General features: G+C 37.1%; 19 protein-coding genes and 3 tRNA genes. 7 read left to right on the forward strand and 15 right to left on the reverse strand.

Translation table 11 applies throughout. The features are described from left to right. From HKX39_RS08220 to HKX39_RS08260, 9 genes are all read right to left on the reverse strand, one after another. Positions 1-281: GTP-binding protein (locus HKX39_RS08220; RefSeq protein WP_246226131.1), on the reverse strand; the 281-nt coding region annotated here is incomplete at its 3' end. A gap of 49 nt (positions 282-330) precedes the next feature. Then, positions 331-405: transfer RNA gene (locus HKX39_RS08225), tRNA-Thr, on the reverse strand. Positions 406-417: 12 nt separating this feature from the next. Further along, positions 418-491: transfer RNA gene (locus HKX39_RS08230), tRNA-Gly, on the reverse strand. A gap of 80 nt (positions 492-571) precedes the next feature. After that, a tRNA-Tyr gene (locus HKX39_RS08235) sits at positions 572-657 on the reverse strand. A 235-nt stretch (positions 658-892) separates the two neighbouring features. After that, positions 893-1,846, reverse strand: a complete 954-nt coding sequence (locus HKX39_RS08240) for a ParB/RepB/Spo0J family partition protein (protein ID WP_171680847.1) — start codon at positions 1,844-1,846, stop codon at positions 893-895. Between the two features lie 3 nt (positions 1,847-1,849). Continuing rightward, entirely contained in the window at positions 1,850-2,626 is a 777-nt protein-coding gene (locus HKX39_RS08245) for an AAA family ATPase (RefSeq protein ID WP_171680848.1), read from the reverse strand. A gap of 1 nt (position 2,627) precedes the next feature. Then, positions 2,628-3,293: a 16S rRNA (guanine(527)-N(7))-methyltransferase RsmG gene (gene rsmG / locus HKX39_RS08250; RefSeq protein WP_171680949.1), complete on the reverse strand. Its 666-nt coding sequence runs from the start codon at positions 3,291-3,293 to the stop codon at positions 2,628-2,630. A gap of 79 nt (positions 3,294-3,372) precedes the next feature. Next, complete coding sequence (gene mnmG, locus HKX39_RS08255; RefSeq protein WP_171680849.1) at positions 3,373-5,268, reverse strand: tRNA uridine-5-carboxymethylaminomethyl(34) synthesis enzyme MnmG; 1,896 nt, start codon at positions 5,266-5,268, stop codon at positions 3,373-3,375. 497 nt (positions 5,269-5,765) lie between these two features. After that, complete coding sequence (locus HKX39_RS08260; protein WP_171680850.1) at positions 5,766-6,896, reverse strand: RNA-guided endonuclease InsQ/TnpB family protein; 1,131 nt, start codon at positions 6,894-6,896, stop codon at positions 5,766-5,768. A 274-nt stretch (positions 6,897-7,170) separates the two neighbouring features. On the opposite strand from HKX39_RS08260, the gene HKX39_RS08265 reads away from it, so the two are divergent. The 4 genes from HKX39_RS08265 (at position 7,171) to HKX39_RS08280 (ending at position 10,381) form a co-directional block, all read left to right on the forward strand. After that, positions 7,171-8,337 (forward strand): methionine aminotransferase, encoded by a 1,167-nt coding sequence (locus HKX39_RS08265; protein ID WP_171680851.1) that lies wholly within the window; start codon positions 7,171-7,173, stop codon positions 8,335-8,337. Positions 8,338-9,191: 854 nt separating this feature from the next. Continuing rightward, on the forward strand, positions 9,192-9,596 hold the full coding sequence (locus HKX39_RS08270) for a hypothetical protein (RefSeq protein ID WP_171680852.1): 405 nt from the start codon (positions 9,192-9,194) through the stop codon (positions 9,594-9,596). Then, positions 9,544-9,720, forward strand: coding sequence for a hypothetical protein (locus tag HKX39_RS08275; RefSeq protein WP_171680853.1), 177 nt, complete (start codon positions 9,544-9,546; stop codon positions 9,718-9,720). The genes HKX39_RS08270 and HKX39_RS08275 overlap by 53 nt, the downstream gene beginning before the upstream one ends. Before the next feature lie 235 nt (positions 9,721-9,955). Further along, positions 9,956-10,381, forward strand: coding sequence for an HIT family protein (locus HKX39_RS08280; protein WP_171680854.1), 426 nt, complete (start codon positions 9,956-9,958; stop codon positions 10,379-10,381). A 231-nt stretch (positions 10,382-10,612) separates the two neighbouring features. Here the strand turns inward: HKX39_RS08280 and HKX39_RS08285 are convergent, their stop codons facing one another. From HKX39_RS08285 to rpmH, 5 genes are all read right to left on the reverse strand, one after another. Next, entirely contained in the window at positions 10,613-11,095 is a 483-nt protein-coding gene (locus HKX39_RS08285) for a low molecular weight protein-tyrosine-phosphatase (protein WP_171680855.1), read from the reverse strand. A 476-nt stretch (positions 11,096-11,571) separates the two neighbouring features. Beyond that, positions 11,572-13,212 (reverse strand): membrane protein insertase YidC, encoded by a 1,641-nt coding sequence (gene yidC, locus HKX39_RS08290; RefSeq protein WP_171680856.1) that lies wholly within the window; start codon positions 13,210-13,212, stop codon positions 11,572-11,574. Positions 13,213-13,281: 69 nt separating this feature from the next. Then, a complete protein-coding gene (yidD, locus tag HKX39_RS08295; protein WP_171680857.1) occupies positions 13,282-13,512 on the reverse strand; it encodes a membrane protein insertion efficiency factor YidD in 231 nt (76 codons plus the stop codon). A 1-nt stretch (position 13,513) separates the two neighbouring features. Continuing rightward, positions 13,514-13,870 carry a ribonuclease P protein component gene (gene rnpA / locus HKX39_RS08300; protein WP_171680858.1) on the reverse strand — a complete coding sequence of 119 codons (357 nt, stop codon included), beginning with the start codon at positions 13,868-13,870 and terminating at the stop codon, positions 13,514-13,516. Between the two features lie 35 nt (positions 13,871-13,905). After that, complete coding sequence (gene rpmH / locus HKX39_RS08305; protein WP_023951589.1) at positions 13,906-14,040, reverse strand: 50S ribosomal protein L34; 135 nt, start codon at positions 14,038-14,040, stop codon at positions 13,906-13,908. A 359-nt stretch (positions 14,041-14,399) separates the two neighbouring features. Between rpmH and dnaA the strand changes: the two genes are divergently transcribed. The 3 genes from dnaA (at position 14,400) to gyrB (ending at position 19,643) form a co-directional block, all read left to right on the forward strand. Beyond that, a complete protein-coding gene (gene dnaA / locus HKX39_RS08310; protein ID WP_171680859.1) occupies positions 14,400-16,001 on the forward strand; it encodes a chromosomal replication initiator protein DnaA in 1,602 nt (533 codons plus the stop codon). A 2-nt stretch (positions 16,002-16,003) separates the two neighbouring features. Then, positions 16,004-17,119: a DNA polymerase III subunit beta gene (gene dnaN / locus HKX39_RS08315; RefSeq protein ID WP_171680860.1), complete on the forward strand. Its 1,116-nt coding sequence runs from the start codon at positions 16,004-16,006 to the stop codon at positions 17,117-17,119. Positions 17,120-17,201: 82 nt separating this feature from the next. Then, positions 17,202-19,643: a DNA topoisomerase (ATP-hydrolyzing) subunit B gene (gene gyrB / locus HKX39_RS08320; protein WP_171680861.1), complete on the forward strand. Its 2,442-nt coding sequence runs from the start codon at positions 17,202-17,204 to the stop codon at positions 19,641-19,643. Positions 19,644-19,783: 140 nt separating this feature from the next. On the opposite strand, the gene HKX39_RS08325 is transcribed toward gyrB, so the two are convergent. Continuing rightward, the gene (locus HKX39_RS08325) at positions 19,784-20,464 is read right to left on the reverse strand and encodes a Fe2+-dependent dioxygenase (RefSeq protein ID WP_171680862.1); all 681 of its coding nucleotides are present in this window, start codon (positions 20,462-20,464) and stop codon (positions 19,784-19,786) included. Between the last annotated feature and the right edge of the window lies 1 nt (position 20,465).

A 20,465-nucleotide genomic window follows, 5' to 3' on the forward strand; every position in this document is an offset into this window, starting at 1 on the left:
GTAATCATGTTCTTAACATAGTCAGCGTGGCCTGGGCAGTCTACGTGTGCGTAGTGACGGTTTGCTGTTTCGTACTCTACGTGTGCTGTATTAATCGTAATACCACGTGCACGCTCTTCTGGAGCCGCGTCAATTTGTGAGTAGTCTTTCGCTTCACCACCGAACTCTTTCGCTAATACTGTAGTGATCGCTGCCGTTAATGTTGTTTTACCGTGGTCAACGTGACCAATTGTACCTACGTTTACGTGCGGTTTGGTACGTTCAAACTTACCTTTTGCCATGACCAAGACTCCTGAATATGTCTTACTGGAAATTAATAAAAAAATTTTCTGGTGCCCATGGCGGGAATCGGACCCGCGACCTCTCCCTTACCAAGGGAGTGCTCTACCACTGAGCCACATGGGCGAATACTATTATTGGAGCGGGCGAAGGGAATCGAACCCTCATCATCAGCTTGGAAGGCTGTTGCACTACCATTGTGCTACGCCCGCGCAACTTCAAACACCTACTTTATTTATTCATTAGTAGCTGATGTGATTTTTAGCTCGACAAAGAACAAATAAAAAGGTATTGGTGGTAGAGGTTGGATTCGAACCAACGTAGGCGCTAGCCAACAGATTTACAGTCTGCCCCCTTTAGCCACTCGGGCACTCTACCCCAAAGTAATTTGAGATTATGAACTGATTTCCTAGTATTGTCAAGATAACTTCACTAGAAAATGTAGTGAATAGCAACAAGACGGGGAGTCGTTGTTGTATTTTTGTAGCAAGAATGTAATTATAGCAAAACCATAAAAAAAAGCAAGTCTTTATAAAAAGATAATCAAGTTTTTATCCTTATAAAGCTTGCTTTTTATCTTAATTCAATTAAATTTTCTTTTAAAATCAATGAATTAATCAAAAACTACATCTAGACCCATTTTTTCCAATAAGGCATTAATATGTTCTGCATCATTAAAATTAATAATTAATTGCCCATTTCCCTTACGGCTTAGTTTAAAGCTGACATTGGTAGCAAGATAATCTGACAAATTTTCTTGTAAGCGCTCAATATCACGGTTAACCGTCTTTTTAACCGTTGTCTTATTAGCACTCTCCCCTGCGAGAATTCTATTGACTAACTTCTCAGTCTCACGGACAGAGAGCTTTTTAGCATGAACTTGATTAGCTACAATAATTTGCTGAGCATTATCCAGTGCCAATAAAGCACGAGCATGTCCCATATCAATATCACCAGCATTTAACATTGTTTGTACTGGGGCAGCTAAATTTAATAATCGTAATAAATTTGAGGTAGCAGGACGTGAACGACCTATTGATTGCGCAGCCTGCTCCTGTGTAAATTTGAATTCTTGAATAAGTCTTTGAATACCTTTAGCTTCTTCTAAAGGATTCAAATCCTCGCGCTGCATATTCTCAATCAATGCCATAATAGCCGCATTTTGATCGCTCACATCACGAATTAAAACGGGCACTTCATCTAAACCGGCTAATTTAGCGGCACGAAAACGACGCTCACCAGCAATGATTTCATATCGTCCTTTACCAATCGGACGCACCAAAATTGGCTGCATTAAACCTTGTTCTTTGATGGATTCAGATAACTCTAATAAAGCACTTTCATCCATATGTGAACGTGGCTGATATTTACCTGCTTGTAAAACATCCACAGATAAAGTATTCGAATTTGCATCCGGCTTTTTTTGTAAATCTGCTAATACATCAACATCATTACCCAATAAATTATCCAATCCCTTGCCTAAAGCACTTTTTTTAACGGCTTTTCCTAAACCTTTTGCCGCAACCTTTTTAGTTGCTGTCTTCGCACTTGTTTTACTTGTTGCCATAATTTACTTATCCATAACTTTTACACGTTTAATCAATTCAGCAGCAAATTGTGTATACGCTTTTGCACCGCGAGAAGATTTATCATAATTTACGCCGGGAATGCCATGACTTGGTGCTTCCGCCAAACGAACATTACGAGGAATAATTGTTTTATAAACACTATCTTTAAAGTGTGATACCAACTGTTCTGAAACCTGTTGCTGCAAAGTAATTCGTGGGTCAAACATAACGCGCAAAATACCAATTTGCGTTAAATTGGGATTGATACTCTTATGAACGCGTTTAATGGTATTCACCAAATCTGCTAACCCCTCCAATGCAAAATACTCACATTGCATTGGGATGATAACCCCATGCGCAGAACTCAAGCCATTTAATGTTAATAAAGATAAGGTCGGCGGGCAGTCAATCAAAATAAAATCATATTTATCATCAACGCTGGCTAATGCTTTTTTTAGTTGATGCTCACGCTCTTCTAACTGCACCAAATCTAATTCGGCACCCGATAACTCCCGATTACCGGGTAAAACATCGTAGTTGCCGTTTTCAGAATATACGCTAGCCTCTTCGACAGTCGCTTGATTGATAAGCACCTGATAGATATTCAAATCTAATTCATTCTTATCAATACCACTTCCCATAGTCGCATTACCTTGAGGATCCAAATCAATCAAGAGTACTTTTTTCTTTTGATTAGCCAAACTTGCGGCAAGATTAATCGCTGTGGTAGTTTTACCAACACCGCCTTTTTGATTAGCGACACAAAAAATTTTAGCCACTTTAGTTTCCTTTAGTATTCGGTTTTAAATAAATTAAACAACGTTCCGCATCTAATTGAGGCACAGTAATAGGTAAATACTGCTCTACTCTCCAGTTTGATTGTGCATTTAATTCTTGCACCTCATCTTCTAAGTAATGCCCTTTCATGGCAACCAAACTACCTGTTGCTGCAACATGCTGACCTGCTAAATTAGCAAAATCAGCCAAAGAAGCGAATGCTCGTGAAATAACCATATCCACAGGTTCAATATCATAAGCCTCTATTCGCGTATGTTTAGATTTTAAATTCTTCAATCCAAGTACACCAGCTACTTGCATAATAAAAGCTGTCTTTTTCTCAACAGCATCAATACATGTAATTTGCCAATTCGGATTCATAATAGCCAACACCACACCAGGCAAGCCACCACCAGAACCGACATCCAATCCTCGCAGCGTCTCTAATGATGCAAATCGTTCCCGTAAAGGAATAATAACAGCCAGACTATCCAAAATGTGGTGAGCTAATATTTGCTCGTCAGTTTTTAAGGCTGTCAGGTTATAGGTCTTATTCCATCGCTTTAATAAATCCATATAACTCAACAAACTTTGTAATTGCCCAGACGTCACTTGAAGTCCTAGAACATTTACTCCCTCTACTAACTTAGCACCAATCGTTGCATCCATTTTTGACACCTTATCTTTATCCTAAAAGAGCTACCACTTCATCTTAAAGGTAAACGACTAATCTATCTTTCCTTATTCCCTATAACGTAGTTTGCATACGTTTTAACTGAATCAGTAACAGAGAAATAGCCGCTGGAGTTACACCAGAAATACGACTTGCTTGCCCAATAGTTTCTGGACGATGCTCTTTTAGTTTTTGACGAACTTCAAAAGATAAGTTTGTCATTGAGTCATAATCCAAAGAAGCTGGGATTTTCTGATTCTCATAATGAATATGGCGATTAACTTCTTCTTGCTGACGTGCAATATAACCTGCATACTTTAATTGAATCTCAACTTGTTCAATTTCCGTATTGCTTAATGGCGTTTCAGGTTGATAATTCTTTTCCGAAGGAAGATTTAAAAGCGCTTGGTATGAAACATTTGGTCGCTTAATTAAATCCGATAATAAATAATCCCTTTCTAAAGCTTTACCAAACAAAGCAATAGAATCATCTTCAGAATAAGTGCGCGGATTGACACGAATACTTCTTAATCGTTCAATCTCTTTTTCAACATTATCACGCTTACGGCAAAATGCGTCCCAGCGATCATCAGGAACCAGCCCTAATTCTCGCCCAATTTCTGTTAAACGATAATCAGCATTATCTTCTCGTAAACTTAAACGATACTCAGCACGAGATGTAAACATACGATAAGGCTCTGTTACCCCTCGTGTAATTAAATCATCCACCAATACACCCAGATAGGCTTGATCACGACGAGGAGTCCAAGCCTCTTGGTCTCTTGTATAACGCGCTGCATTTAAACCAGCTAACAAGCCCTGTGCAGCCGCCTCTTCATAACCAGTTGTACCATTAATTTGACCAGCAAAAAACAATCCTTGAATAGCTTTTGTCTCCAGACTAGCTTTTAATCCTCTAGGATCAAAATAGTCGTATTCAATAGCATAACCCGGACGAAGAATGTGAGCATTTTCCAAACCAGGTAAAGAATGAATTAAATCCAATTGAACATCAAAAGGTAGACTAGTAGACACACCATTTGGATAAATTTCATGTGTTAATAGACCTTCTGGTTCTAAGAAAATCTGGTGTGATTCCTTATCTGCAAATCGTTTAATCTTATCTTCGATAGATGGACAATAACGAGGGCCAACTCCATCAATGACACCAGTATATAAAGGCGAACGATCAAGGCCATTAAGAATAATTTCATGAGTACGAGCGTTTGTATGCGTAATCCAACAAGAAACCTGTTTTGGATGCATTTCCGGAGAACCCATATATGAAAACACCGGCATAGGATCAACATCACCCGGTTGCTCAATTAATTTTGAATAATCAATTGTTCGTGCATCAATACGTGGAGGTGTACCCGTTTTTAAACGACCTTGTGGTAAATTCATCTCTCGCAAACGATGAGCTAAACTAATCGCTGGAGGATCCCCAGCTCGACCTGCCGAGTAATTGCTTAATCCGATATGAATTAAACCATTTAAAAAAGTGCCCGCAGTTAATACAACCGCTCTAGAACGAAATTTAACTCCTATTTGCGTAACAGCGCCAACAACTTTATCCCCTTCTAAAATCAGGTCATCAACTGATTGCTGGAAGATAAATAAGTTTTCTTGATTCTCTAAACGACTACGAATAGCCTGTTTATATAACAAACGATCCGCTTGAACCCTTGTAGCTCGCACAGCCGGCCCCTTAGAAGAGTTCAATATCCTAAACTGAATACCCCCCTCGTCCGCTGCCAAAGCCATAGCACCACCCAAAGCATCGATTTCTTTAACCAAATGCCCTTTACCAATGCCACCAATTGATGGATTACAAGACATTTGACCTAGTGTTTCGATGTTGTGCGTTAATAAAAGAGTTTTAGCGCCAGTTCTAGCAGAAGCAAGAGCAGCTTCTGTACCAGCATGACCGCCACCAACAACGATGACGTCAAATTCTTCTGGATAATTCATTGATAATTTGCAAGTAAGATGTGTTCTATGGAACTATTAGATACACGTATTTTATCACTAAACTGCTACTTTTTTTCACATAGGCTGGTTGCTATGCTAATTGATTGCTCCACGTGAAACTTGGCACCCCGCCGCTAAGTACGACGTTCATACCAGCCTATGTGCCCTTTGAATAAGATGCATACAGGCTCTCTGAGGGTTCTTGCTGCTGATCTCTGATGAAATTCACTTCACAAGCTCAACGGGTATGCCCTACCCTGAAAAAATTACAACTTTTTATTTTTTCAATCTAAACTATATTTATAAATATCTCTTTAAAGTTTTAAGATTCAAAAATTATTAATAATTTCTATTCATTACTCATAAATTAAACAATTATTAAACCCTATTTTTAACAATTTTCTAATTGGCTAACCAAATAAAATCTTTAATAAATATTACTATAGAAAAATTCTATTTCTTTGAGAATTAATTTCTTCTTTTAAAAAGAGGGAACTTTATGATTTAGCAAATATACGACCTCTTGCCAATACATTTAATGCACCTACAACATCAGCATTATTTGAATAATGACACCTCACGCATTTAAATAAACCTCTATAAGGTCTATTTTCACTAGAGATAAAATGACATATAGGACATTCTTTACTAGTATTTACAGAAGACACCTTTATACTTTTACCTCCTCTCCAATTAGACTTATACTCAAGCTGTCTTCTAAATTCATACCAAGCTTGATCCATAATTGATTTATTCAACTCTTTTTTATTATCAACCAACTCTTTTTTTGACAATAAATTACCTGAGGTTGCCATCCGATTAATTTTTAAATCTTCTACATAAATTTGACGATATCTTTTAGTTAATTTATCTGATAGTTTATGCAAAAAATCTTTTCTGCAATTAGCCATCTTGCTATGCAATTTAGCTAACTTATCCTTTAATTTCTCCCTATTATTACTATATAGTTGTTTATTTTTAAGCTGCTTCTCTAATTTTTGTGCATATATCCTATATTTTTTATAGACACTTAATGGTGTATATATCACTCCATTAGATAAAGTTGCAAATTGTGCGATACCCAAATCAATACCTACTTCACGCTCAGGATGGTTAACAGGTTTTGCTTCCAATAATGCTAATATGCTTATAAAAAATTTTTTACATTTATAGCTAATAGTAATACTTCTAATTGTTCCTTTAATTTCACGACTATTGATATATCTTATCCAGCCTATTTCCGGTAAATAACAACGATTATTTTGTTGTTCTACCTTAAATCCTTCGCTGACTCTAAACGACTCTTTAACACCTTTAGCCTTAAATCTTGGATAAGCTAATCTTTTTGCATAATAATGTTTAAAAGCTGTTTCTAAATCCCGAATAGCTTCTTTAATAATTTGAGGCTGATATTCATTTAACCATGGAAATTCTTTTTTCCATGATTCTAATTCTCTCATTGCATCTCTACTATCAAATCTTAGTTTACTCCCGCTTTCACGACATTTATTATGCCAAGCTAAAGCATTATTACTAATAAAACGAACGCAACCAAAATTCTTTCTCAAAGATCTAATTTGTTCATTGTTAAGAATCAATTCAAATTTAAAAGATTTATAAATCATCATTTTAAATCTCCAAAACTGTTTGATTTATTATCAATAAAATTTGATGGAATAACAATAATGGAAAATCCCATTGGATAAATTTGTCCTACTAAAATGCTCCACGTTTCACGTGGAGCATTTTAGTTGTGGATAACTCTTCGGATATCCTTTTTAAACTTTGAGAATAAGTTTCTAATAACTATTTATAAAGCTATTGTTTATTTAAAAAAACTCTAATAAACTTTTATTTTGAAAAAACATTTTCTATGAATAATTTATAAAGAAAAGGCGACAAATGATTCAATCTAAATTACCTGATATTGGGACTACTATTTTTACTGTAATGAGTCAGTTATCAGCGGAAAATCAAGCAATTAATCTTGGTCAAGGTTTTCCTGAATTTAATCCTGACGAAAAACTTATTGACTTAGTTAACAAAGCGATGAAAGAAGGATTTAATCAATATCCTTATATGCCGGGAGTAGCACCATTAAGGGAAGAATTAGCAAAAAAAATGGCAGCGCTTTATGGAGCAAAATATGATTCATTAAATGAGATTACTGTTACTAATGGGGCTACAGAAGCGATTATGGCTGCAATTATGGCTTCTGTTACAACAGGTGATGAAGTTGTTGTTGTACAGCCTTGCTATGATTCTTATGCCCCTAGCATTCGTTTAGCTGGTGGCATCCCTGTTTATACATCTCTTACGCCTCCAAATGAGACTAATCCATCATTTAGCGTAGATTGGGATCGTATTGAAGCCTCTATTACAAATAAAACAAAACTTCTTATTTTAAATTTCCCGCATAACCCAACAGGAATTACTTTAGAAAAAGAAGATTTAGATAGAATAGAACAAATTCTTGACCGTCATAATATTCTCATTCTCGCTGATGAAGTTTATGAACATATTGTTTTTGATAAAAAACCATTTTTAAGTTTAGCAAGTCGTCCTGCGATTGCTAAACGTGCTTTTGTTATATCTTCTTTTGGAAAAACATATCATACAACTGGTTGGAAAGTAGGTTATTGTTATGCCCCTTCCGAGCTAAGTAAAGAATTCCGTAAAATTCATCAATTTATGGTGTTTACTGTATGTTCTCCTATGCAATACGCGTTAGCAGAATATATGAAAGATCAAAGTACTTATTCCAATTTGTCTAATTTTTATCAAGAAAAACATGATTTATTATTTAATGGTTTATCACAAACAAAGTTTAAACCTATTAAAAGTGCAGGGACTTTCTTTTTATTAGCAGATTATTCCGCTATGTCTTCGAAAAATGAATTTGATTTTGTAAGTGATTTAACAAAACAATATAAAGTGGGTTTAATTCCTGTTTCTGCATTTTATAAAGATCCAACTAGTACAGAAGCCAATAATAATCTCGTTCGTTTTTGCTTTGCTAAATATGATGACACTTTGAAAGAAGCTATTCAGAGAATTAAGGATATTTAATATATATACTTAAAAAGAATAATAAAACTCTGTGGATAAATAGGATAATTTTAAAAATTAATTAAAAATCATAAAGTTAAGTAATCATAACAAAAAGGAAAAGTTTATTTATCTATTGTTTTTTAAATAGGATAATTTTCTCTTTTCTATAAAGATTTTTAATTATTCAATATCTTTAATAGCGTTATCTACAGAGTTTTTATTTTTAATTTTTATTAGAAATAAAAAAGATTAAAACTTTTTATTCTACGATTAATTACTAAATCTATTAAAACAAATATTACTCATCAAAATTTCTTCAAATACTTATACGGTAAGTATATTCCTCTTAAATAAATCAAGTTCATTAAATAATGAAGTTTTATTGCTTAATAACAGTAAATTGGTGTCTTAGAGTAGATGTATTTATGAATGGTATTGCAAAAGATATTCAGTTCTCTTTCAATCTTATTGATAGAACATTGCATTCATCAAAATTTCTATATTAAGAATATTTAATATATATACTTAAAAAAATAATAAAACTCTGTGGATAATTTGGATAACTCAAAAAAATATTTATTAATCAAATAATTAGTTTTAAAAAAATAATATAAAAAATCTACTTTTAATAATTTGACTAAATTGTACAAAAATTTTAAAAAGACTTTAAATTAGAGTTATCCAAATAATAAGAACATTTTTATAAAGAGTTTTCAAAAATTACACTTTAGCCTCTACCTTTAAAAATCCTATGCAAGGTCTAAACTGGTTTAATCGACCAATATCAAACGAAAAAGACAGACCTTAATACGCAATACTACCTAGATAAATTAGAGGCGTATACAGACCCTGAAGCCCTTCAACAAGCAAGAGTGAATGGAGATATTGCTAAGCTTAAAGAAAGCTATGGTAGATATATAGACCATAAGGCTGTACGAGGTGCTGATGAATCCAGAATTAATTCTTTACAAGAATTAGCTAAAGGACAGCAAGAGCATAAGGATAGATTACAAGAAGTAGCAGAAAGACAGATAGTTAATCAAATCCAGACCCTTATAGCTAAAGGAGATTTAGCAGGTGCTAATAAGTTAATGTCTGAAAATCCTAACCTATTAAAGACTGGAGCATTAGCTAAATACTTTGGGGAAAGAGACCAATGGGGTAAAGAGTTTGGATTAAAAGAGAAAGAAACTAATGCTAATGTTGCTTTGATGGGAACTAGAAATGAAGCAGCTAGACTATGCTTTAGAAACTCAAAGACAAGAATACCTACGTAAAGAACAAGAGCGTAAAGCTTATGAAACAGTCTATGATACAGCATTAAAAAGTAGAGATAATAGAGAGAAATTTAATTTAGGTGTTCAAGATTTATTAAAAGAAGATCCTAATCCACTATCTTAAATGTTCTAGGGTATATTTCCTTCATATTTAAACTTTATCTATGAAGGGAATTCTTAATGTCTACATACAAAACCTTAGCAGATGCACTTGATGAACAACTTCCTAGCCGAGTTAAATGTATACAAATAAAAATGCTTTATTAATTAGTTCTATTTAATATACTTGAATCCTTAACCTATATATTCTAGGATATACCTATTCTATATAGACATTATTATTCTAAAGGTGAAAAGTTATGAATTACGACAACAATAACGTCTTTGCAAAGATTCTACGTGGTGAATTACCTTCATTCAAAATTTATGAAGATGATAAAACCTATGCCATAATGGATATTATGCCGCAAACAAAGGGGCATTTATTAGTATTAACAAAAGAGCCTGCCCCAACGTTTTTTGATTTATCTGTAGAAGGTGCACAGGCATGTATGGCAACGGCTAAAAAAATTGCTCCTGTATTGATGAAAGTAACAGGTGCAGATGGTTTAGTTGTTTCTCAGTTTAATCATGAATGTGCAGGTCAGACGGTTTTCCATGTGCATTATCATTTAGTTCCGCATTACATCGGAGAAAAAGTAGATAAACATGCTCATAAACCGGGTAATATGGAAGAAATCAAGGCATTAGCTGAAATTCTAGCAAAAGAACTTGCTGCCATATAGTTTAAATTTAAAATAATTTATAGAGAGCTATATAAAAGTGCAAATTTTATCTAACAGTTCCGGTTCTAGGAAATAGGTTCTAGGAGGTAGGGATTGTTAGATAAAGCATAAACTGCAGAAGTTCAGACTTCATCTTACATATCAGCCTAGGTTTTTATATTATAAAATCTTCCTCTTTTATATTGGTTTGTCATTTTCATTAATTGGTTGAACATAAAAAAACAAATAATATCAATTTCCTTTTAAACGTTCTTTCACACATTTTAAAAGTGCATCACAACATTCATCTAATAGGTGATAGGTCTCATTAAAATTTCCGGTATACCAAGGATCTGGGATATGATCATGGCTGAGGTCTGGGCAGAGACTAGTAATTTGGAATAGTTTTTCTGGATGTTTACCAAATAAGTTTTCTAAATCACGTAAATTATTATTATCCATCGCCACTATATAGTCAAAGGTATCCCAATCGGATTTTTTGACTTGGCTGCTTGTAAATCCTTTTGTATCGATTTGATGTTGTTGTAATACATACGCAGTACCCTCATGCATATTTTCGCCATTATGCCATCCAGAGGTACCTGCGCTATCGACAAAAATTGTATGTTCTAGATGTGCTTGTTTAATCTTTTCTCGCATAATGTATTCTGCCATGGGTGAACGGCAGATATTTCCTAAGCAAACGAATTGGATATGGATTTTTGCTGTTTTCATTAGATTTTAAAAGCTTAATTTAATCAAAAAATAATGCGTATTTAAAAATAATAAGTAGTTAATAATGGATATTTTAATTTTAAGAATAAATTTAAAATGAAAGTATATTTTAATAATCTTTTTACCTATTAGATTCTTTTAATAAGGTGATTGATTGTGTAGTTAAAATACTATTCTTATCACTATCATATAGCTATTGAAACGATGGCAAGATCTTTTTATCATGCGCCAATAGTTATGTAAATCCCAATTTTCTAGGACTTAAACACCAAGAGCAGTTACTTATTATCGTTATAGTGCCATAAGATTTAGTGCATTAGCTAATGAGATGATTAATTATTTTTCTAGCTATAGTAAAACCCCCATAAGTGGTGTCCAACTTATGGGGGTTATTAGTTTATGGATAATATCCAATATACAGAGGGAACACAAATAGGGACTCGTTTTTAATTAATAAATCCCCTTGCCCCCTATTTTTATTTATGAGTAAGAATTTGCTCATTGGCAGCTTGTGTTAAGCTGCGAGTAATCCACCACTGCTGTACGATAGAAAGGATGTTATTGACTACCCAGTAAAGTACTAGACCTGCTGGGAACCACAACATCATCACACCAAATACAAGTGGCATAATCATCATAATGCGAGCTTGCATTGGATCAGGTGGTGTTGGGTTAAGTTTCATCTGTAGGAACATTGTCGCAATCATAATGATTGGTAAGATGAAATACGGATCTGATACAGATAAGTCAGTAATCCAACCCATCCAAGGCGCTCCACGCATTTCTACACTGGCTAATAATACGCGATAAAGTGTTAGGAATACTGGGATTTGCAATAGGATAGGTAAGCAGCCACCTAATGGATTAATTTTCTCTGTACGATACATTTCCATCATGGCTGCATTTAGTTTTTGACGATCATCACCGTATTGTTCACGTAAGGCTTGCATACGTGGTGCAACGGTTTTCATTTTCGCCATTGAGCGATAACTTGCAGCTGATAATGGATAGAGTAAAAGCTTGATAATGACAGTTAAGACAACGATTGTCCAACCCCAGTTACCAATCCAGCTATGCAACCAGCTCATGAGTTTGAACATTGGTTTAGCTAGGAAAGTTAACCAACCATAATCTACAACTAAATCTAATGTTGGATCAATTTCCGCTAGGGCTTTTTGATCTTGAGGACCCACCCATAATGTTGCAGTATTGCTGACAGAAGCACCAGGAGCGACGCTACCTAATGATTCTACTGCACTGATAGCATAGAGGTTTTGGCCCGCTTTACGAATATCGTAAGTGCGTTCTTTACCTTGTTCTGGAATCCAAGCAGTGACGAAAAAATGTTGGATAAAGCTAATCCAACCATCTGGTGCTTGCTTAACATATTCAGCTGAGTTTTTGTTAATCTCATCAAAAGTCACTTTTTGGAAACGCTCTGCATCTGAGTAAATCGCCCAACCTGTGTAGGTAGGTGCCATTGACATACCGCCTGCAGGTTCATGACTATCACGTGTAATTTGACGGTATTGAGAAGGATTTTGTACCTCAGTACTTGTGTTTTTCACATCGTCTTTTACCGTAATACGATAACTACTTTTATGCAATGTATAAGTGCGTGTTACTTCTAAACCGTCAGATTCAGCACGGAAGACGACATCTAGAGTCTCACCTGTTAAAGCCTTCTCTGTTGATACTAAAGTAAATAAGGTATCTTGTTTAGGATAGGATTTTTGTAAGTTAGCTGGACCTACTAAACCGCTTTGTACGGTGTAAAGAACTTTATCGTTATCTAATAAAACCGTTGGTTTAGTTTTATCTTCGGCATCGTGATGTTGAAGAAGTTCTGCACGTACGATTTGCGCACCTAAAGTATCAAAAGTTAAATTAAACACATCCGTGCTAATTTGTACTTTTTCAGACGCTTGCGCAGGAGTGTTTGATGCAACAACAGGAGCTGAACTTGTATTAGCCGCTGTTGGTGCAGAAGGGTGTTGAGTATTGGTATTGGCTTGCGTTGTTGCTACTTGTGGGGCATTGTAGGCTTGCCAATTCGTCCAAACCATGAACACTGAAAAGATAAAAATCATCCAAAGGATGCCACGTCTAATATCCATGTGAGTTGTGCTTATAAAACAGTTGAGAAAGCCATAAGTTTACCTTAAATCACTATATAAAACAGTAAATTAAGGCTTTTTAATCACTGGAGGCACGGGATCTTCACCACCTTTGCACCAGGGATGACATCGACAAATACGATTAACCCCTAAGTAAACCCCTTTTATTGGACCATGCGTTTCTATGGCTTGTATAGCATAGATAGAGCAACTAGGAGTAAAACGACAGGAGTTACCTGTCCATGGGCTAATGAAATATCGATAAAATCTTATGGGAGCGATAAGAATTTTTTTGAGCATATCAAGCGAGCCATTGATCAAAAAGAGGTTCAACATCTGCACGCACTATTTTTCGTAACTCTCGTAAAGAACAAGGGGTCACGTGACGATGTAATCGAATCACATAGTCTTTGTGTGAGAGTTGTAAGCGACGATGACGGAACACATCACGAACAACACGCTTAATAGTATTGCGTGTCACCGAACGAGAAGCGTTTTTTTTGGCAATCACTAAGCCTAAACGAGCTATCTCAAGTTGATTTGGGCAATAGTGCAAAGTGAACAAAGCCCCTCGAGTTACGCGTCTGTTTGCAAAAACGTTAGCGAATTCAGAGGGGCGATGTAGACGCGCCTCTTTGGGATAGTTGGCGCTAGACATGCTTGTATAACCTATGCGAGATAGGTTGCAAAGGCTTAAACAGCTAGGCGTTTACGACCTTTTGCACGGCGTGCATTGATAACAGCACGGCCACCACGTGTTTTCATACGCACACGGAAACCATGAGTGCGTTTACGACGAGTAACTGAAGGTTGGAAAGTACGTTTCATGATAATCCCAAAAGTAAAGAGCTACACAAAGAGCTAATTTCGTTAATTTTAAATAAGCGCTTAGAAAACAAGCACTTAAAGATAATCTTGGCTTAGGCTGAATAGGTGTATTTCATTTTTATAAGAAAATACCTACCCGACCAAACAAATAGTTTAGCAAGCCCTACATTTCAACAAAAAAATTGAATTTAGTCAATAGGTGATTGATTTTATACTAAAAAAGGGATAAAAAGTGTCTGTTTTAAGGCTAAAACATCCCTCTTTTTCTGTGGATAACTTTTTGTAACTGGGCGTTTTTGTGGATAACTTTGTTTGATGTTATGGTAAAATGCTTTTTTGTTTTTAATACCGTAGCGAAAATGACAGAGTTCTGGCAACAATGCGTTAATCATCTTTCACAGGGGGTTGCTCCTGCTCATATCAAGCAGTGGATTATGCCTTTGAGTCCTATTGGTTTTAATGAAGATGAGACAGAATTTCAGATTGCTGCACCGAATCCGCTTAAGCAGAATTGGGCACAAATGTATTATGCCCCATTGATTAAGTCACTCATTAAAGAAACATTTAATCACGACGTTGAAGTGGTCGTGTTAATTAATAAAAATGTTTCGGCCAATAAAGATTTAACCGTTTCTACGGCTACACAAAATCCTGTACAGGTTAAGGAAGGTCTTCAAACGACACCTAGCGCGCCTAAAGCTCAGCATATGTCTCAGCCAGCTGTCGAAACCATAAGCAAAATTGGTGAGACACAGATTAGTGTGGTGATTGAGGAAGATGAGGCAGATATCGCACCTAGTCAGCCGATTATTGCGCCACCTATTCATCAGGCAAAGGATTCCTCAAGTGATGAACAAAACGAAGTGGCAATTAATCAGGGTGTTTTGGACGTACCTGAGTCGAAAAGAGATCTTTATCAAGCTACGTATTTAAACCCTAACTTAACGTTTGCCAATTTGGTTGTCGGTCATTCCAATGAATTGGCTGAAGCTACTGCAAAGAATGTGGTTCGTAATCTAGGGCGCCAAGGGTATAACCCATTATTCTTATATGGCAGCACAGGTCTTGGTAAAACACATTTAATGCATGCGATTGGTAATGAGCTATTTAAAGAAGGCAAGGTTCGCTATGCTCGCTACATTCATGCCAATGACTATTACACGGAAATTTCAGCCAAAATGCGTGATGGTAAGTGGGTAGACTATCGTTTACAAGATGCGCAAGAATATGCGAAGTTGGATCTTTTACTGATTGATGATATTCAGTTCTTTAGGAATAAAGAGCGTACACAGCAAGAGTTTTTCCACTTGTATGAAGCATTGGTTAGCCGAGGCAAACAGATCGTGATTTGTTCGGATACCTATCCTCGAGAGTTAAAAGATATCGAAGAACGCCTTATTTCGCGTTTTAATTCGGGGATGACTATTCAGATTGAGCCACCTGAGTTAGAGATGCGTGTAGCGATTTTGATGAAAAAAGCAGAAAATCATCACTATATAGAACTTACGGATGAGGCGGCTTTCTTTATTGCGAAGCATATTCGCAGTAATGTACGAGAGTTAGAAGGGGGGCTACAAAAGGTTATCGCCTTTGCGCAGTTCCGTCGTATGAAGGAAATTACGGTGGATATTTGTAAAGAAGCATTAAAAGATTTGCTTCGAGTAGCAAATGGTTTGATTACAGTAGAAAATATCCAGAAAACTGTCGCAGATTTTTATAAAATAAAGGTAGCTGATATATACTCAAAAAGTCGTCGTGCGAATATTGTGCGTGTTCGACATGTGGCGATGTATTTAGCCAAAGAATTAACTCGCAAGAGCTTACCTGAGTTAGGACAAGCTTTTGGGGGACGTGATCATTCGACCGTACATCATGCGGTTGAGCGTATCACAGAACTTCGTGCGACGGATCGTGAGTTAAATCACGAGTTGCACGTTTTAGAACAAACCTTAAAAGGATAATGATGCAATTATTCCAAGCAAGTACAGATGCGCTTTTAAAGCCGCTATTAACTGTTGTGGGTATTGTAGAGCGTAAAACGACAATGCCTATTTTATCGCATGTTCTACTGAAAAAAGAAGGCGATAAGATGGCATTTGTTGCCAACGATATGCTTATCCAGATCACTACGCATGCCAACTTTGGCGTGGGTGATGATGTGGAGGCTGTTACGGTTGCTGCACGCAAGCTACAAGATATTTTACGTGCTTTACCAGCGGCGGGTCAGGTCAGTGCCAATGTAGAAGATCGTCAGATGACTTTACAATGTTCTGGCAGTCGTTTTTCATTACAGACATTGCCGGGCGCAGATTTCCCTCTATTGCCAGAAATTGAGCAATGGAATCATCATTTCACCATGACACAAAGTGCTTTGCGTCGTTTGTTTAATATGATTCACTATGCCATGGCTCATCAAGATATACGTTATTACTTAAACGGTATGTTGATGGTGGTTGAGCCAGGTTTAATTCGTGCGGTATCGACAGATGGACATCGTCTAGCACATGCTGCCGAGTCGGTAGAGTCAGCGAATAGCGAAGCGAGTGTGATTATCCCTCGTAAGACGGTAGATCAAATGCTACGTCTTTTGGATGATAGTGATGCAGAGGTACAAGTGAGTATCGCTGATGCACAGATTCGTTTCCGTTTTGGTGATGTAGAGCTTATTTCAAAGCTAGTCGAAGGTAAGTTCCCCGACTATAAGCGCGTGATTCCAACGGATTACGGCATCCATTTACAAATTAATCGCGAAGAGTTACTCCAAAATTTACAACGTGCGGCAATTCTTGTTGCTGAGGATAAGCTACGTAGTATTAAGTTGTATTTTGGTGAGAATTTATTGCGTATTACTTCTTCTAATAAAGACGAAACGGAAAAAGCGAAGATGGAGCTTTTCCTAGATTACAGCGGTGAACCGATTACGATTGGTTTTAATGCGACGTATTTATTGGATGTATTGAATACCGCCAAGACGGAAAATGTAGTGATTTCTTTAAAAGGTGAATCCAGTTCACCAGTATTGGTTTCTCTACCTGATGAAGAGCATTTCCGTTATGTCGTTATGCCATTAAAAAATTAAGTTGCTTCCTTAATTTTGCTCAACCGTCATTGCTCTTAGGGTGATGACGGCGTTTTACTTATTTTAAAAGTGTATTCACATTATGACCGATTCTACAAACACGCCAAATTATGGTGCCGATTCGATTAAGATGCTTAAAGGTCTTGAGGCCGTTCGTAAGCGTCCCGGAATGTATATTGGCGACACATCTGATGGTACAGGTTTGCATCATATGGTATTCGAGGTTGTCGATAATGCCATTGACGAGGCCCTAGCAGGCTATTGTGATGATATTGTGGTGACAATTCATACGGATAATTCTATTTCTGTATCGGATAATGGTCGCGGTATTCCAACAGATATTCATAAAGACGATGAATATGGTCGTAGTGCGGCAGAAATCGTAATGACGGAGTTACATGCCGGTGGTAAGTTTGACCAGAACTCTTATAAGGTTTCTGGTGGTTTACATGGTGTAGGTGTGTCATGTGTGAATGCGCTTTCTGAATGGTTAAAGTTAACAATTAACCGTGATGGTCAAGTTCATCAAATGGAGTTCCGTCGTGGTGAGCGTGTTGAGCCATTAAAAGTGATTGGTACAACGAATAAAACAGGGACACGTGTTCAATATTTAGCCGATCTTGAGATTTTCGGTAATATTGAGTATACCTATGAAATCTTTTCAAAACGCTTACGTGAATTATCATTCCTCAATAACGGAGTGAGTATCCGTTTAGTGGATGAGCGTCAAGGTAAAGAAGAAAACTTTTCTTTCTCTGGTGGCGTAAAAGGTTTTGTAGAATATATTAACAAGACAAAAACGGTTCTACATAACAATGTCTTCTTTGTATCAGGCAGTTCATCTGCTGGAGGTACAGAAGTGGGTGTGGATGTGGCTATGCAGTGGAATGATAGTTATGGTGAGCAGGTTTTATGTTTTACCAATAACATTCCTCAGCGTGATGGTGGTACCCATTTGACGGGTTTACGTGCCGCGATGACACGTGTAATCAATAAGTATATCGCGGATAATGAACTCGCTAAAAAGGCCAAGGTAGAAACGACGGGTGATGATATGCGCGAGGGTCTTAGCTGCGTATTATCGGTTAAAGTACCTGAGCCAAAATTTAGTAGTCAAACTAAGGATAAATTAGTTTCTAGTGAAGTGCGTGCGCCAGTAGAAGAAGTGGTCGCCAATGCGCTAGAAACGTGGTTATTAGAAAATCCTAATGATGCAAAAAGCGTTTGTGGCAAGATTGTAGAAGCAGCACGTGCTCGTGAAGCTGCACGTAAAGCACGTGAGCAAACTCGTCGTAAGGGTATTCTAGAGGGTGCTGGCTTACCAGGGAAATTGGCAGACTGCCAAGAGCGTGACCCTGCAAAGAGTGAATTGTATATCGTCGAGGGTGACTCAGCGGGTGGTTCAGCAAAACAAGGACGTAATCGTAAATTCCAAGCGATTTTACCGTTGCGTGGTAAGGTGCTTAATGTGGAAAAAGCACGTTTTGATAAATTGTTAGCGAGTGAAGCCATTACGACATTGATTACTGCGCTAGGTACTAGTATTGGTGAAGAGTTTAATCTTGAGAAATTGCGCTATCACCGTATCATTATCATGACCGACGCGGACGTAGATGGAGCGCATATCCGTACATTATTGCTTACTCTACTCTATCGTCAAATGCCAAAATTAGTCGAGGCAGGACACGTATATATTGCTCAACCACCACTCTATAAAGTGAAGTTAAAAGGTTCTAAACTTGAGCGTTATCTCAAAGACGAGGTCGAAGAAGCAGCTTTCATGCAAGAAATTGCATTAAAAGAAGCGGGTATCCGTCAAGGTGATAAAGTTATTACTGATGATGAATTAAAACAATACTTTGATTTATATTTATCAGCAGATAAAGTGATTAAGCGCTTATCTCGTGTCATGGATGAAAAAGCGCTGACGGCAATTAGTGAAGGCATTAAGATTGATTTATCCTCAGAAAGTGTTGCTCAGGCAAGTGCTAAGACATTACAAGAGGCATTACTTGAACCGTTAAATCCAAATGCGGTGACAGTTGAGGCTGAATTTGAAGCCGAAACCAATAGCTATCGTATTGTGGTGCGTCGTATTCATCATGGTAATACACGTCTAACGTTATTAAATACAGAGTTCTTGGCAAGTAGTGATTATCGTATTCTTGCTCGAGCGGCTGAGACATTTAATGGTCTAATTAGTGAAGGGGCTATTGTATTCCGTGGTAAGTCAGATAAACCCGCTGAAGAGGTGATTAGTAATTTCCGTGATGCTGTTATTTGGTTGCGTAAGCAGGCAGAATCTGCCGTGACAAAACAACGCTATAAAGGTCTTGGAGAGATGAATCATACCCAATTATGGGAAACGACGATGGATCCAAGTGTTCGTCGTTTACTACGAGTACGTATCGAAGATGCGATTGCAGCAGATCAAATCTTTGAAACCCTAATGGGTGATAAAGTTGAACCTCGTCGAGAGTTTATTGAAGCCAATGCGCTTTCTGTCGGTGATTTAGACGTGTAGAGTCTGGTCTAAACGCACATAAGTCCAAAACCTGCTCAAGTTTGCATTGAGCAGGTTTTTTTAATTCATATCAGTTCACAGTTCACGAGAGTATGAGCATACCCCTGAATATGGGTAACTGATAGCTAATAGAGTGATTTTTAGGTATCTGACCAGCGACGCAGAAGATTATGATAAACCCCTGCTAAGCTGACTAAGCGAGGATGTCCAGGAGTAACTTCGGTGAGTGCTTGAATAGACTGGTCTAATTCGTACAATATGGCACGTTGACTATCCTCTCGAACAAGGCTTTGTAACCAGAAAAAGCAGCTAATACGCGCACCTTTTGTGACAGGATTGACTTTGTGTAGACTAGTTGATGGATAGAGGACGAGGTGTCCTGCAGGTAGTTTAATACTGCGCTGACCATAGGTGTCTTCTATTACCAACTCACCACCTTCGTAGCTATCTGGATCAGTTAGAAATAAAGTGCCTGATACATCGGTACGAACACGCTCCTTGTTATGTAGATTAAAGAGAATAGATCCGTCGATATGCATACCATACTCCCCTCCCCCTGTATATTGATTGAATAGAGGGGGATAGAAACGATTAGGTAAAGCAGCTGACATAAACGTAGGATTTTGTGTGAGTTTTTGGATGATTTCTTGTCCTAATTGAAAAGCAAAGGGGTCACGCTCATCCAGTTGCTGATTATGTTTAACATGACGAGATTGTGATCCAGCGGTGGCACGTCCATCGACCCAGTTGGCAGTGAGTAGTTTTTCTCGAAGATGTTTTGCCTCATCGGGGGTCAGAATATTTGGAATGTCTAAAAGCATA

The organism is Pelistega suis, from assembly GCF_013133795.1.
In the GTDB taxonomy this organism is placed as follows: Bacteria; Pseudomonadota; Gammaproteobacteria; order Burkholderiales; family Burkholderiaceae_B; genus Taylorella; species Taylorella suis.

Coding starts and splice junctions, on each gene's coding strand:
- HKX39_RS08240 (WP_171680847.1), bottom strand. CDS start 1,846: ATGGCAACAAGTAAAACAAGTGCGAAGACAGCAACTAAAAAGGTTGCG.
- rsmG (WP_171680949.1), bottom strand. CDS start 3,293: ATGGATGCAACGATTGGTGCTAAGTTAGTAGAGGGAGTAAATGTTCTA.
- mnmG (WP_171680849.1), bottom strand. CDS start 5,268: ATGAATTATCCAGAAGAATTTGACGTCATCGTTGTTGGTGGCGGTCAT.
- HKX39_RS08260 (WP_171680850.1), bottom strand. CDS start 6,896: ATGATGATTTATAAATCTTTTAAATTTGAATTGATTCTTAACAATGAA.
- HKX39_RS08265 (WP_171680851.1), top strand. CDS start 7,171: ATGATTCAATCTAAATTACCTGATATTGGGACTACTATTTTTACTGTA.
- HKX39_RS08275 (WP_171680853.1), top strand. CDS start 9,544: ATGAAGCAGCTAGACTATGCTTTAGAAACTCAAAGACAAGAATACCTA.
- HKX39_RS08280 (WP_171680854.1), top strand. CDS start 9,956: ATGAATTACGACAACAATAACGTCTTTGCAAAGATTCTACGTGGTGAA.
- HKX39_RS08285 (WP_171680855.1), bottom strand. CDS start 11,095: ATGAAAACAGCAAAAATCCATATCCAATTCGTTTGCTTAGGAAATATC.
- yidC (WP_171680856.1), bottom strand. CDS start 13,212: ATGGATATTAGACGTGGCATCCTTTGGATGATTTTTATCTTTTCAGTG.
- yidD (WP_171680857.1), bottom strand. CDS start 13,512: ATGCTCAAAAAAATTCTTATCGCTCCCATAAGATTTTATCGATATTTC.
- rnpA (WP_171680858.1), bottom strand. CDS start 13,870: ATGTCTAGCGCCAACTATCCCAAAGAGGCGCGTCTACATCGCCCCTCT.
- rpmH (WP_023951589.1), bottom strand. CDS start 14,040: ATGAAACGTACTTTCCAACCTTCAGTTACTCGTCGTAAACGCACTCAT.
- dnaA (WP_171680859.1), top strand. CDS start 14,400: ATGACAGAGTTCTGGCAACAATGCGTTAATCATCTTTCACAGGGGGTT.
- dnaN (WP_171680860.1), top strand. CDS start 16,004: ATGCAATTATTCCAAGCAAGTACAGATGCGCTTTTAAAGCCGCTATTA.
- gyrB (WP_171680861.1), top strand. CDS start 17,202: ATGACCGATTCTACAAACACGCCAAATTATGGTGCCGATTCGATTAAG.
- HKX39_RS08325 (WP_171680862.1), bottom strand. CDS start 20,464: ATGCTTTTAGACATTCCAAATATTCTGACCCCCGATGAGGCAAAACAT.